Source organism: Enterobacter sp. 148H3 (genome assembly GCF_034107425.1).
Taxonomy (GTDB): domain Bacteria; phylum Pseudomonadota; class Gammaproteobacteria; order Enterobacterales; family Enterobacteriaceae; genus Enterobacter; species Enterobacter vonholyi.
Genome location: NZ_JAWNEI010000009.1, coordinates 213,636 through 226,025, shown reverse-complemented (window position 1 = coordinate 226,025; position 12,390 = coordinate 213,636). Strand labels below are relative to the sequence as shown.

General features: G+C 56.7%; 15 protein-coding genes and 1 pseudogene. 1 reads left to right on the top strand and 15 read right to left on the bottom strand.

From position 1 onward, the window contains the following. Positions 1–200: 200 nt before the first annotated feature. The gene (gene yodD, locus USH94_RS15195; protein WP_008500310.1) at positions 201–428 is read right to left on the bottom strand and encodes a YodD family peroxide/acid resistance protein; all 228 of its coding nucleotides are present in this window, start codon (positions 426–428) and stop codon (positions 201–203) included. Between the two features lie 136 nt (positions 429–564). Between yodD and dsrB the strand changes: the two genes are divergently transcribed. Then, entirely contained in the window at positions 565–753 is a 189-nt protein-coding gene (gene dsrB / locus USH94_RS15190) for a protein DsrB (RefSeq protein ID WP_008500312.1), read from the top strand. Positions 754–854: 101 nt separating this feature from the next. Here the strand turns inward: dsrB and rcsA are convergent, their stop codons facing one another. From rcsA to fliF, 14 genes and pseudogenes are all read right to left on the bottom strand, one after another. Continuing rightward, positions 855–1,478: a transcriptional regulator RcsA gene (gene rcsA, locus USH94_RS15185; protein ID WP_008500313.1), complete on the bottom strand. Its 624-nt coding sequence runs from the start codon at positions 1,476–1,478 to the stop codon at positions 855–857. A 287-nt stretch (positions 1,479–1,765) separates the two neighbouring features. Further along, positions 1,766–2,558 (bottom strand): annotated as a pseudogene (fliR, locus tag USH94_RS15180) (flagellar biosynthetic protein FliR); the annotation flags it as partial. 7 nt (positions 2,559–2,565) lie between these two features. After that, positions 2,566–2,835: a flagellar biosynthesis protein FliQ gene (fliQ, locus tag USH94_RS15175; protein ID WP_008500315.1), complete on the bottom strand. Its 270-nt coding sequence runs from the start codon at positions 2,833–2,835 to the stop codon at positions 2,566–2,568. 9 nt (positions 2,836–2,844) lie between these two features. Then, entirely contained in the window at positions 2,845–3,582 is a 738-nt protein-coding gene (gene fliP / locus USH94_RS15170; RefSeq protein ID WP_023619313.1) for a flagellar type III secretion system pore protein FliP, read from the bottom strand. Then, a complete protein-coding gene (gene fliO / locus USH94_RS15165; RefSeq protein ID WP_032658659.1) occupies positions 3,582–3,956 on the bottom strand; it encodes a flagellar biosynthetic protein FliO in 375 nt (124 codons plus the stop codon). Before fliO ends, fliP begins: the two co-directional genes overlap by 1 nt. Positions 3,957–3,958: 2 nt before the next feature. Then, positions 3,959–4,372 (bottom strand): flagellar motor switch protein FliN, encoded by a 414-nt coding sequence (gene fliN / locus USH94_RS15160; protein WP_008500318.1) that lies wholly within the window; start codon positions 4,370–4,372, stop codon positions 3,959–3,961. After that, complete coding sequence (gene fliM / locus USH94_RS15155; protein WP_008500320.1) at positions 4,369–5,373, bottom strand: flagellar motor switch protein FliM; 1,005 nt, start codon at positions 5,371–5,373, stop codon at positions 4,369–4,371. Before fliM ends, fliN begins: the two co-directional genes overlap by 4 nt. A gap of 4 nt (positions 5,374–5,377) precedes the next feature. Then, entirely contained in the window at positions 5,378–5,848 is a 471-nt protein-coding gene (gene fliL, locus USH94_RS15150) for a flagellar basal body-associated protein FliL (protein WP_023312306.1), read from the bottom strand. 106 nt (positions 5,849–5,954) lie between these two features. Beyond that, entirely contained in the window at positions 5,955–7,184 is a 1,230-nt protein-coding gene (gene fliK, locus USH94_RS15145; protein WP_111964866.1) for a flagellar hook length control protein FliK, read from the bottom strand. Further along, positions 7,181–7,624, bottom strand: coding sequence for a flagellar export protein FliJ (gene fliJ, locus USH94_RS15140; protein WP_023312304.1), 444 nt, complete (start codon positions 7,622–7,624; stop codon positions 7,181–7,183). Before fliJ ends, fliK begins: the two co-directional genes overlap by 4 nt. Positions 7,625–7,645: 21 nt before the next feature. Continuing rightward, complete coding sequence (gene fliI, locus USH94_RS15135; protein ID WP_023336182.1) at positions 7,646–9,016, bottom strand: flagellar protein export ATPase FliI; 1,371 nt, start codon at positions 9,014–9,016, stop codon at positions 7,646–7,648. Then, positions 9,016–9,723, bottom strand: a complete 708-nt coding sequence (fliH, locus tag USH94_RS15130) for a flagellar assembly protein FliH (RefSeq protein WP_111964865.1) — start codon at positions 9,721–9,723, stop codon at positions 9,016–9,018. The genes fliI and fliH overlap by 1 nt, the downstream gene beginning before the upstream one ends. Further along, the gene (fliG, locus tag USH94_RS15125) at positions 9,716–10,714 is read right to left on the bottom strand and encodes a flagellar motor switch protein FliG (protein WP_023312301.1); all 999 of its coding nucleotides are present in this window, start codon (positions 10,712–10,714) and stop codon (positions 9,716–9,718) included. Before fliG ends, fliH begins: the two co-directional genes overlap by 8 nt. Beyond that, complete coding sequence (fliF, locus tag USH94_RS15120; RefSeq protein ID WP_111964864.1) at positions 10,707–12,386, bottom strand: flagellar basal-body MS-ring/collar protein FliF; 1,680 nt, start codon at positions 12,384–12,386, stop codon at positions 10,707–10,709. The genes fliG and fliF overlap by 8 nt, the downstream gene beginning before the upstream one ends. Positions 12,387–12,390: the final 4 nt, after the last annotated feature.

Here is a 12,390-nt window from a genome sequence, read left to right as displayed (position 1 = left end):
TCGGCGTATGCTATTGCTCATAGCGAAAAGCATTATGTTAAAAATATTATATTCATCATAAGAATATATGCTTGTCAGACAAATTCGTTGGGGATAGTGTGGCTTGTACATCAGATTTCCTGGTGTAACGAATTTTCAAGTGCTTCTTGCATAAGCAAGTTTTGATCCCGGTCATCCCCATGACCGGGATTTTTTTCGCCCTAACGATTGGCTTCAGACACGCTAAAGTCGTGAATATCGAGCTCGAAGGCCTCCGCCAGCTCACGATAGGTGTGATAATCCCTTCCGTTGACAATGACGCGGTCCGAATTGTCGTCCGACCGGCGGACTTCTGACTCACTGATCTCATTGATGGCGGCCAGCAGGGCATCGACATCCACCTCGACTTCGCGCTTGATGGTGTCGCTGTACTCTTTATCGGTCTTCATTGCGGGACTCCTCTTTCAACCTGCAAACGTGTCCAAGGTTAAGTATAGCCTGTGTATAAAAACGCCATTCACGCCGGGCGGCGATGTGTGTTTTTGCGTTTTGTTCTACACTGGCTCAAAACCAGAGGAGGAATGTATGAAGGTCAACGATCGGGTAACCGTTAAAACGGACGGTGGGCCGCGCCGCCCGGGTGTGGTGCTGGCAATTGAAGAGTTTAGTGAAGGGACAATGTACCTGGTATCACTGGAAGACTACCCGCTCGGCATTTGGTTTTTTAACGAACTGGGGCATCCTGACGGTATCTTTGTTGAGAAAGCAGACTAACACGGCGTCGGGTAGCGCATTGCGGCCCGACATCCTCTGCAGAAGCAAAAATCTCTGGCCAGGCCAGAGATCAAAGGTAGGGTGCACAGGGTCTTAAGCGACTAACGCATGTTGACGAAAATCCCGTTCGTCACATTATCGGTCAGGCGTACCACATGGTAGATCACTTGCTTATTATGCGTTTTAATTTTCCGTTTAATATTTCCTTTGTGTGACGAAACGGTTTTCGCTTTAATATTCATCTGGTCGGAGATCTGAATAGTTCCTTGTCCCGCCATCCACATTCGCAGCATACTTGATTCAGTCCTGCTTAATGATAGGGTGGGTAAGTTAACCGCTCCTACATTTTTTACTTCTTTATTCAAATAATCACCCAAAATGTCATCCAGCGACTCGGGTTTAATCGATTTAGAACTGATCAATAAATTTTTACGGACCAACAAATACTCATCGAAATGGATATTCGCGATCGCCATAAAAACAATAAACAGGGTTTTTGGATGCTGATTAATGATTTGCTTAATGTGCTGACTGTTGGCTGGATCGTGAATGAAACAGTCCTCATTAATAAACACCACGCCTGGTTTTAGTTCGTCACAAGCGGCTGCGAGTTCGTCAACGGTGTGTGCATCGTTGATGTCTCTCTTTCTTACCCCTCTGCTTGCCAGGTACCCGGTTAACCCTAGCCGGGTGTAGCTGCATAAATCCATAATGATCGTTGACATGGCATACCCTCACTCAATGCGTAACGATAATTCACCATCTGCCTGAGAGCTCAAAACAGCCATACGGGATGGAAAAAAATAATAAACCTGTGAGCATGACAAAGACTTTCAGGCGGACTCACTATCCCGTAAAGTTACGTATAATTTGCCAGGAATCTTCTTAAAGTAAAGTAAATATTAAGTATTGTGAGGTGGTTAGAAACAATTAAACCGCGTCAGATATATCCTGGAAGATGTTTTTCGCATTTTATTTTAGGAATATCCTCAGAAAGACAATAGCAACAGTGAGGGCTATTATTTACGTGGCAGCTCGCTGACAATATCCGCTAACAGGTTGAATATCTCGCCGAATAAATGTTCACAGAAGGGAGCGATCAGTGGCATCAGTAATGACATTAATAAAATTCCGACCGTCAGCGTCAGCGGAAAACCAATGACAAACACCGAAAGCTGCGGCGCCATTCGGTTGAGTAAACCTAAAGCCAGGTTGACGGTCAGCAGCAGGGTGATGATGGGTAACGCCAGCATCAGCCCGTTCAGGAAGATCAGCCCCGCCGCTCGGGTGAGCGCCAGGAAAGCGTTGCTGTTCACCGAGTTTTCGCCAATCGGCAGGGTATGGAACGTGTCCACCAGCATGGAGATAAGCCACAGATGGCCGTTGAACGACAGGAACAGCAGCATGGCGAGCAGATCGATAATGCGCGCCAGCACGGGCATGTTGAGATGACTGCCGGGATCGACAAACGTGGCAAAAGATAACCCCATCTGCAGGCCAATCAGTTCCCCCGCGGTACGCACGGCGGCAAAAGCGAGCTGCATGGTAAAGCCGACGGCGACGCCAATCATCACCTGCTGCAAGGCCACCCACACCGCATTCGCCGAGAAGATCGGAATATCCACGGGGGGCAGAGAGGGCGCGACGATAATGGAGATAATAATCCCCAGTCCCACCTTGACGCGTTTGGGTATCGATTTCTCGCTGAGAATGGGGGCGGTGGAGATCAGCGCCATGATGCGCAGCATCGGCCAGAAGTAGACGCCGAGCCACTGAACCCACTGGTCGCTGGTGAAGTGCAGCATCGTCAGATCAGCCGATGATGTACGGCAGGTTGGTAAACAGGTTGCGCATATAGTCCAGCAACAGGTTCAGCATCCACGGCCCGGCTACGATGATCGCCACGAACACGGCGATGATTTTCGGGATGAATGACAGCGTCATTTCGTTAATCTGCGTGGCGGCCTGCAGAATACTGATAATCAGACCGGTAACCAGCGCGACAAGCAGCAGCGGAGCGGCAACGGCAATCGCGATTTTCATCGCCTCCGTGCCCATCATCATGACCGATTCGGGTGTCATTGCCGTTCCTTAACTGTAGAAACTCTGCGCCAGCGAGCTGACCAGCAGCTGCCAGCCGTCGACCAGCACAAAGAGCATGATCTTAAAGGGCAGGGCAATGGTCGCGGGCGGCACCATCATCATCCCGAGCGCCATCAGGACGCTGGCGATCACGAGATCGATAATCAGGAACGGAATAAAAATGGTAAAGCCAATCTGGAACGCGGTTTTCAGCTCGCTGGTGACATAGGCGGGCAGCAGAATACGCATTGGCACCGCTTCCGGTCCCTGCAGCTCACCGGTGTTGGACAGGCGGGCGAAAAGGGCCAGGTCGGCTTCGCGCGTCTGGCGCAGCATAAATTCCCGCAGCGGCTGTGCGCCTTTGTCGAGCGCCTCCTGCATGGAGATTTTGTCTTCGCTGAACGGCTGATAGGCGTCGGTATAAATCTTATCGATCACCGGCGACATAATGAAAAAGGTCAAAAACAGCGCCAGCCCGAGCAGAACCTGGTTTGGCGGAGCGGAAGGGGTGCCCAGCGCGTTTCGCAGCAGACCGAAAACGATGATGATGCGGGTGAAGCTGGTCATCATCAGCAGGATGGCCGGAATAAACGTCAGCGAGGTGATGAACACCAGCGTCTGAACGGGAAGTGACCAGCTTTGCCCACCGCCCGCGAGAGGGGTTGAGACCAGACCGGGCAGCTGTGCATAGACCGCGGGAGCAAACAGGGCAACGCCCGCAAGCGTCAGGGATAACAAACGGCGCATCAGGATCTCCCGGAACGCTTAAGCAAACTCTTCATGACGGACTGAAAATCCGCAGGGGCCTCTGCGCGCTCGTCCACCACAACAGGAGCGGGCGGCAGCTTGTGTAATACGCTGATGTTTGAGGCCGTTACGCCCAGAACCAGACGCGCATCGTCCACCTCGACGATGACCACGCGTTCGCGTGGACCCAGGGTGGTGCTGGCGCTGACCTTCAGGCCGCGGGCACCGGCGGTTTTACCCGCCAGGCCAAAGCGCTTCGCCAGCCAGGCGGCGATAAGAATAAAGGCAATAATACCGAACAACGCCCCGCTCACCTGGAGCAGAGGTGAGCCGGGAACGGCAGAAGGCTGTGATATTGTTGCCTGGGTTTTCATGCTTAACGGCTCAGGCGACGCATACGTTCAGACGGGGTAATGATGTCGGTGATGCGTACGCCGTATTTATCGGCAACCACTACGACTTCACCCTGGGCAATCAGATAGCCGTTGATCAGGATATCCAGCGGCTCACCGGCCAGACCGTCAAGGGCCACCACGGAACCCTGCGTCAGGCGCAGCAGCTCTTTAATGGTCATACGGGTGCGTCCCAGCTCAACGGTCAGCTTAACCGGGATATCCATGATCAGGTCGATGTCCTGCAGCGTGCCGCTGACGTCACCGCCGCCGAGCTGCTGGAATACGGCATCCGCTGCGCTTTTGGCCGGGGTCGCTTTTTGCTCGTTTAACGCGTCAGCCCACAGATCGTCCAGTGCTCCGCTGTTTTCATCGGACGGATTGTTCATGTCACTCATTTGGGCTGTTCCTCATTCAGCGAATTCAAAATCGGGTTGATCAAGTGCTCAACGCGTAACGCATACTGACCGTTAATCGTGCCGTACTGGCTTGTCAGCACGGGGACACCATCCACATGGGCAATAATGCGGTCGGGTTTTTCTATCGGCAAAACATCGCCGGGTTGTAATTTCAGGATCTGAGATAACCGCAGCGGGATATCGGCGAAGCTCGCCACCAGTTCAAGCTGCGAATGCTGGACCTGGCGGACCAGGTTTTCACGCCAGTTCTGGTCTTCGTTGCGGGAGTTCTCCAGCGGCGGGTTAACCAGCAGCTCGCGCAGCGGTTCGATCATGCTGAACGGCAGGCAGATGTTGAACTCGCCGGTCAGGTTACCGATCTCCACGTGGAACGGCGTGTTAACGACGATATCGTTCGGGGAGGTGGTGATATTGGTAAATTTCACCTGCATCTCAGAACGGACGTACTCCACTTCCAGCGGGTTAATCGCTTTCCACGCGTCGCTGTATGATTCCAGCGCCAGCTTCAGCATGCGGTTAATAACGCGCTGTTCGGTGTGGGTGAATTCACGACCTTCTACTTTGGTCGGGAAACGCCCGTCGCCGCCGAACAGGTTATCCACCGCGATGAACACCAGGCTTGGCGAAAACACCACCAGACCGGTGCCGCGCAGCGGCTTCAGATGAATCAGGTTAAGGTTGGTTGGCACCGGCAGGTTGCGGGCAAACTCATGGTACGGCTGAATGCGGATCGCACCGACCGTAATATCCGGGCTACGACGCAGCAGGTTAAACAGCCCCATACGGAACTGACGTGCAAAACGTTCGTTAATGATCTCCAGCGCCTGCAGACGTTCACGTACCACGCGACGCTGGGTATTCGGGTCATAGGGACGAATATCGCTATCGCCGCCAATGCCCGGTTGCGGATCATCACTTTTATCGCTGTCGCCGTTGAGCAGCGCATCGATTTCTGCCTGAGAAAGAATACTGTCGCCCATGTCGTTACCGCAGAATGAATGCTGTATACAGAACGTCAGTGACTTCCTGCTTAGGTTGGCCGTTTACCAGCGGGGTCGCCAGCGTTTGTTTAATAGCGTCGACCAGCTTTTGCTTACCCACATCGGTGGCCAGCGCCGAAGCGTCCTGACGAGAGAACAGCAGCAACAGACGGCTACGCACTTCAGGAAGGTAATCGTTCAGACGTGAACGGGTGGCTTCATCTTTCAGGCGCAGCGTAATGCCAACATAAAGCACACGATCCGCATCACCGAGATTGACGGTGAAGGTATCCAGCGGGAAGAACACTGGAGCCGGCGGAGGAGGTGCTTCAGCTTTGGCCGCAGCGGTGGTCGGTTCCTGCTGCATACGCCAGTAACTATAGCCCGCGGTAGCGCAGGCGGCGAGCGTGATCAACACCAGCAGCGGGATCCAGATGGAACGCTTACTTTTTTTGGTGATAGCGGAGTCAGTCATCTGATACGAGCTTCCTGTTTCGGTACAGCTTAATAAGGTGATTATCCCGTGTCCTGCTGTCGTCAAAGCGTGGAAAAGACGGGGATAATCACGCTACCTCTGGCGTTTAGGCGAAGATGTCTACGGCACTGTTACCACGCGCTGCGGACTGCAGGGCGGAAGGAACAGGCAGCAACTCATCGCTCTCTTCATTAAAACCGCCGGTATTGCCGGAACGCGAAGCCTGGTGCTGCTGCTGGGATGAGGACTGCTGCTGCCCGGCGAAGCTCTCGCTGCTGACGCTGCTCTGTGCAAGCTGAATGCCGTTTTCCGCCAGAGAGGTCCGCAGTACCGGCAGCGCGGCTTCCAGCGCCGCACGAACATGGCTGTGCGCAGAGACCATCTGTAACTGCGCCTGGTTATCATCCAGCTTAAGCGAAATTTGCACCTGACCCAGATCTTCCGGGTGCAGGCGCAGCTCTGCCGTCTGCTGGCCCTGCTTAGTGAACAGGGTGATGTGCTGGCTCAGAGACTGCTGCCACTCGTGGGTTCCCAGAGGCTGGCTTAACACCGGCGCGGTGGCAACGGTAGCGGCCGTCTGGCTGGTCGCATGGCTGGACATAATCGGTGCCAGGGTGGCCGTTGGAGATGATGAAGACGAACTGGCGAGCTCCTGCTTCTCTGCTGCTGCGGCCACGGCCGGTGTAGCAGGCATGTTGCCCGACAGAGCGGGTTCGTTGGTTTTCGCCTGGCTCTGATAAGGCGTAGAACTCTGCGCTTTATCGTGGCTTCCCGCGGACGCGTTCAGGGACGGCTGGCCCACGCCGTTTTGCGAAAGCGTCGCGGAACTCAGCGTTGAGGTGGCGGAAACGCCCTCACTGCCTGCCGCGCGAGAGGCGGTAGTTTGCTGGTGAGGCAGCATCGCCATCAGCGCGCTTAATCCGGCCAGTTCTTCTTCGCTCAGCTCGCTTTTACCGTCATCTTTGCTGTTCGCCGCATTGAGCGTCTTCAGCGCGTCGCCCTTAGACAGCGGCACCAGCCCGGAAACCAGCGTATCAAGCGACGTGACGGGCGACGTTTCATCGCCATTCAGCGCCGTCTGGCGCGAGAGCAGGTCGGCAATTTTGGCCTGCAGGGTGGTATCACCTTTTGCGTCCTGGGCCACTTTTGACAGTTTACTGCCGGCGGCTTTCAGGTCAGCCAGGGTCAGCGGCGCATCTTTGCCCTTGCCCGTTGCGTCCGACAGGGCGCCCGCCAGCAGAGAGAGAAAGTCCTGAGCACCGTCGGTGCCTTTCCCTGTTTGCGTGCCGCCTGACAGGTCGCTGTCGCTCATCAGCAGTTGTTGCAGTGTGATCATTCCGGTTTCCTCATTGATGCGCGCTGGGCAAACTCATCCATTTTCTTCTGATCCAGACGGTTTTCCGCCAGGGTCGTTGCCGCGATCTGTCGGTCCTGTAAAGTCTGCCAGGCCTGCAGCCGCTGCTTCTTCTCGCGCCAGAAATTCAGCGCGGTATCGACTTTCTGGGTCCACTGGTTAAGCTGCTGGCGATGCTGATCTATCGCCTTCTCCAGCGTCTGGATAAACTGCTGATAGTTAATCCAGCGCTGGCTTCCAATGCCCTGTGTCATATCGGTATTGAGGTTGGTGCGATATTCATGCTGATAGTCGATTAACATCTTCAACTGTTCTTCAGCCTGCTGGCACCCGCGTCGCATTGCGCCAAGCTGCAATGCGGCATCATCAACTTCTTTCTCAGCCAGATCTTTCAGCGTTGATAACGCGCTGTTTTGCGCCATGACCTTCGCCCTCCACCTGTGTTACACCTGCGGGAAAATCAGCTCCAGTGCCTGAATTGAATCTTCCCAGTCGGCGCGTTCAAAAATGCCTTGTTGCAAAAATGCTTCCAGCTGCGGCCACAGGCTAATCGCCTTGTCGAGCATCGGGTCGCTGCCTTTGGCATACGCCCCCACGCTGACCAGATCGCGGTTGCGCTGGAAGCTGGAAAGCAGTTGTTTGAAGTTACGCACGCGAGCGTAGTGCTTCTCGGTAATCAGCGCCGTCATTGCGCGGCTGATAGACGCTTCAATATCAATGGCCGGATAGTGCCCGGCTTCGGCCAGACGACGCGACAGCACAATGTGACCGTCAAGAATTGCGCGCGCGGAGTCGGCAATCGGGTCCTGCTGGTCATCGCCTTCCGTCAGAACCGTGTAGAACGCGGTGATGGAGCCGCCGCCGCTGATGCCGTTCCCCGCGCGTTCCACCAGCGCAGGAAGTTTGGCGAAGACCGAAGGCGGGTAGCCTTTGGTTGCCGGTGGCTCACCGATGGCCAGCGCGATTTCACGCTGCGCCATCGCGTAACGGGTCAGGGAATCCATGATCAGCAGCACGTGCTTGCCGCGGTCACGAAAATCTTCGGCGATGCGGGTGGCGTACGCGGCACCCTGCATACGCAGCAGCGGCGACACGTCCGCCGGCGCGGCAATTACCACCGAGCGGGCACGGCCTTCCGCACCCAGAATGTTTTCAATAAAGTCTTTTACTTCACGACCGCGTTCGCCAATCAGCCCCACGACGATCACATCGGCCTGGGTATAGCGCGCCATCATGCCGAGCAGAACGGATTTACCCACGCCAGACCCGGCGAACAGGCCCATACGTTGTCCACGTCCCACGGTGAGCAGGGCGTTAATCGGGCGCACGCCGGTGTCAAGCACATGCTCGATAGGGGTACGCTGCAGGGGGTTGAACGGCTGGGTGATTAGCGCGCCGGTTTCGGTGGTGTCCGGGGAGGGCAGGCCGTCGAGCGGTTTACCGCTGCCGTCCAGCACGCGGCCCAGCAGGGCAGGGCCAAGCGGCAGCTGTTTCCCACTTTGCAGCCCATCGCCAGAAATGTTTTTGGCATAGACGCGCGCCCCGGGCAGAATGCCTTCCACCTCTTCAAGCGGCATCAGGAACAGGCGCTGGCCGTTAAACCCGACCACTTCGCTTTCAACTTCGCGCGTTTCCAGACCATCCTGACGCTCAATCACGCAGGTCGCGCCCAGCGGCAGCTGCAGGCCGGTGGCTTCGAGAACCAGCCCGGTGGCGCGCGTGAGTCGTCCATAACGACGAACAGATGGCAGTTGCGCCATCTTCGTCTCAAAGTTGTCGAGCGTGGTGAGCCAGCGGGTGAGGCGAGCGGTCATCAGACGACTCCCGGTGCCGCCAGGCGGCACAGTTCCTGCCAGCGGGTAGCAACGCTGGCATCCAGGTCGCCTTCATCGGCAGAGACTTTGCAGCCGCCGTGATGTAACGACGGGTCGCCGCGCAGACGCCAGCCGTGCAGGTTCAGCGTCGCGCCCAGGCTCTCTTCCACGCGCTGCAGATCGTCCGGATGGACGCGCAGCTGAGGTTTCCCGCTGAACAGCGGCTCCTGCTGAAGCAGACCCTGAATTTGTTTGATAAGTGCGGTGTTATCCACCACGGGCGTCTGGCCGATCACCTGACGCGCGGCTTCCAGCGCCATCTGCATCAGTCGCGAGGCAATCACGCTGTCCAGCGCGTCAAGAGTGTGCTGGAACTCGCTGACCAGCTGCTGCATGCGGGCATGGATCGGCGCCTGCTGCTGGCGCGCCTGATCGATACCGTGCTCTAACCCTTTCGCCAGACCTTCCTGATATCCCTGCTCGTGGCCTTTCTGCCGGCCTTCGTTCAGACCGGCATTGTAACCCTGCTCGTGCGCCTGCATTTGCAGCTGAGCCAGCATTTGAGCTTGCTGCTCTTCTTCGCTCAGCTCGGGCTGCTCGACGTCCGGGTCAAGCTCCTCGGTCGGTATCACGGCTGGCGTGAACTCGGAGAGGGGAGGAGCCAGATCGTCCGGCGTCCAGCGTTTCCACGGCAGCTCATTAGACATAGGTGTCGTCTCCGCTGCCAATCACCATCTCGCCGGTTTCCGCCAGACGACGAACAATAAGCAGAATGGCTTTCTGTTCGTTTTCCACCTGAGAAAGACGAACCGGGCCGCGGTTGGCAAGGTCGTCGCGCAGGATATCGGCCGCGCGCTGAGACATGTTGCGCAGGAACTTCTCGCGCAGCGGCTGCTCGGCGCCTTTGAGGGCGATAAGCAGCGACTCGGAATCCACTTCCTGGAGCAGGCGCTGGATGCTGCGATCGTCCACTTCGACGAGGTTTTCGAACAGGAACATCTCGTCGATGATTTTCTGTGCCAGCTCGCCGTCGAATTCGCGAACCGCCGTAATGACGGCCTCTTCCTGCTGCGTTTTCATCAGGTTGATGATTTCCGCCGCCGTTCTCACGCCGCCCATTTTGCTGCGCTTGAGGTTCTGACCGTCGAGCAGGTTGTTCAGCACCTCGGTCAGCTCCGCCAGCGCGGCCGGCTGGACGCCGCCGAAGGTGGCGATACGCAGCATCACATCGTGACGCAGACGCTCTTCGAACAGCGCCAGAATATCGGCCGCCTGACCACGTTTGAGGTGGACAAGGATGGTGGCGATAATCTGTGGGTGCTCGTCGCGAATAAGGTCGGCGGCACTCTGCGGTTCCATAAAGTTGAGCGTTTCGATACCGCTGGCGGTATCGCGGGTTTCCAGAATGTCTTCCAGCAGGCTGGAGGCACGCTCTTCGCCCAGCGCCTTGACCAGCACGGAACGGAGGTAGTCGTTGGCGTTGATGTTCAGCGCGGCAAACTGTTCGGCTTCCTGTTCAAACTCTGCCAGCACTTCAGTCAGCTGCTTGTTGGAGATCTGACGCACGTTGGCCATGGCCGCACTGAGAATTTGCACTTCTCGCTGGGAGAGGTGTTTAAACACCTCTGCCGCACGATCTTCGCCAATGGTCATCAGCAGGATGACGCTTTTATCGGTGCCCGTAAGCGTATTACTCATGTTCGTTACCCATCCACTGGCGGATGACCAGCGCCACGACGCGCGGATCGTTATCTGACATTTCGCGAATGCGCTGGCTCATGACCTCAGCGCCCATGCGCTGGTTAGCACGACGCTGCTGCATCTGTTCATCTTTGCTGAGGCGCACTTCAACCGCTTCTTCCGTTTCCTGACGCGCATTCATCTGCTCGCGAGCCGCTTTTTCGGCTTCAGCACGGCGCTGGAGCTGCGGACGAACGCCCTTACGCCACAGCAGCCACGCGACAATCAGCACCAGCAGCCAGCGTCCTGCGGACATCAGCTGATCGATAAACGCCTGCTGTTGCCAGAACGGCAGTTCGCCGCCGGTCTCATCAACCGAGTTGAACGGTGAGTTCACCACGTTGAGGGTATCGCCGCGCTTCTCGGAGTAACCCATCGCTTCACGGGTCAGGTTTTCAATCTGCTTCATCTGCTCGGCGGTCAACGGCAACGGTTTGCCATCCGCCAGCGTTTTGTAGTTCACCACTACCGCAACGGAAAGACGCTGAATATCGCCCACGTTCAGTTTAGTGTGGCGAATCGTTCTATCCACTTCGTAGTTCGTGGTTTCATTACGGCTGGTGTTTCGTGGGCCGCTGTTATTCGCCGTTGAGGTGGTCTGCTGATTAGTCTGCTGACCGTTCTGCTGATTGGCCGGCGGCGTAGAGATCGGCGCCGCGTTAGCCGGGGCAGGCTGGTTAGACAGCGCGCCCGGCACGCCGCCCGGGTTTGCACCGCCAATCTGCTCGCTGGTGTTGACCTGGCGCGAACGCATCACCGCCTGAGCCGCATCGCCGTTCGGGCTGTATTGTTCTTCAGTTTGTTCTTTATTCGCGAAGTCGATCTGGGCGGTTACCTGCGCGTGCACGTTGCTGTTGCCCACTACCGGGCCCAGGATCGCTTCGATACGACGCTGGAGACGGCTTTCGACATCGGCGGCATATTTCAGCTGTGCGTCATTCAGATCGCGACCGGCGGTATTGGATTGCGTCAGCAGGTGACCGCTCTGGTCAACCAGCGTCACGTTACCCGGCGGCAGACCGGCCACGGCGCTGGAGACGAGGTGCGTCACCGCGCTGATTTGCCCTTCGTCCAGCGCGCGGCCGGGTTCGAGGTTCACGGTAACGGAAGCCGAAGGTGATTTCTGTTCGCGGACAAATAAGGAAGGCTTAGGCATCGCCAGATGCACGCGGGCACTCTTCACCGGGCCTAATGTTTCAATGGTGCGGGCCAGTTCACCTTCCAGCGCACGCTGGTAGTTCACCTGCTCGCTGAACTGGCTGATACCGAATTTTTCCTGATCCAGCAGCTCAAAGCCCACCGCGCCGCCTTTCGGCAGACCCTGCTGAGCCAGACGCAGACGCAGTTCGTGCACCTTATCTGCCGGTACCTCAAGCGCACCGCCATTATCGGCAAAGCGATAAGGGATGTTCATCTGGGTAAGCTGGGTGACGATGGCGCCGCCATCCTGATCGGAAAGATTGCTGTAGAGCGTCCGGTAATCAGGGCTTTTCGCCCACAGGACCATCGCTACAAGGATCGCAATTGCGGCAGCGCCTGCCACGATCAACGGGATTTTAGGATTCGCGCGAAGGCGGTTCATCCACTCGAGTGATTTATTCTGCGGCGCTGTCGATGCTGTTGCACTCATTGCG

What these genes read in the sequence shown, in the direction of transcription:
- yodD (WP_008500310.1), bottom strand. Translation starts at nt 428, where the DNA reads ATGAAGACCGATAAAGAGTACAGCGACACCATCAAGCGCGAAGTCGAG.
- dsrB (WP_008500312.1), top strand. Translation starts at nt 565, where the DNA reads ATGAAGGTCAACGATCGGGTAACCGTTAAAACGGACGGTGGGCCGCGC.
- rcsA (WP_008500313.1), bottom strand. Translation starts at nt 1,478, where the DNA reads ATGTCAACGATCATTATGGATTTATGCAGCTACACCCGGCTAGGGTTA.
- fliQ (WP_008500315.1), bottom strand. Translation starts at nt 2,835, where the DNA reads ATGACACCCGAATCGGTCATGATGATGGGCACGGAGGCGATGAAAATC.
- fliP (WP_023619313.1), bottom strand. Translation starts at nt 3,582, where the DNA reads ATGCGCCGTTTGTTATCCCTGACGCTTGCGGGCGTTGCCCTGTTTGCT.
- fliO (WP_032658659.1), bottom strand. Translation starts at nt 3,956, where the DNA reads ATGAAAACCCAGGCAACAATATCACAGCCTTCTGCCGTTCCCGGCTCA.
- fliN (WP_008500318.1), bottom strand. Translation starts at nt 4,372, where the DNA reads ATGAGTGACATGAACAATCCGTCCGATGAAAACAGCGGAGCACTGGAC.
- fliM (WP_008500320.1), bottom strand. Translation starts at nt 5,373, where the DNA reads ATGGGCGACAGTATTCTTTCTCAGGCAGAAATCGATGCGCTGCTCAAC.
- fliL (WP_023312306.1), bottom strand. Translation starts at nt 5,848, where the DNA reads ATGACTGACTCCGCTATCACCAAAAAAAGTAAGCGTTCCATCTGGATC.
- fliK (WP_111964866.1), bottom strand. Translation starts at nt 7,184, where the DNA reads ATGATCACACTGCAACAACTGCTGATGAGCGACAGCGACCTGTCAGGC.
- fliJ (WP_023312304.1), bottom strand. Translation starts at nt 7,624, where the DNA reads ATGGCGCAAAACAGCGCGTTATCAACGCTGAAAGATCTGGCTGAGAAA.
- fliI (WP_023336182.1), bottom strand. Translation starts at nt 9,016, where the DNA reads ATGACCGCTCGCCTCACCCGCTGGCTCACCACGCTCGACAACTTTGAG.
- fliH (WP_111964865.1), bottom strand. Translation starts at nt 9,723, where the DNA reads ATGTCTAATGAGCTGCCGTGGAAACGCTGGACGCCGGACGATCTGGCT.
- fliG (WP_023312301.1), bottom strand. Translation starts at nt 10,714, where the DNA reads ATGAGTAATACGCTTACGGGCACCGATAAAAGCGTCATCCTGCTGATG.
- fliF (WP_111964864.1), bottom strand. Translation starts at nt 12,386, where the DNA reads ATGAGTGCAACAGCATCGACAGCGCCGCAGAATAAATCACTCGAGTGG.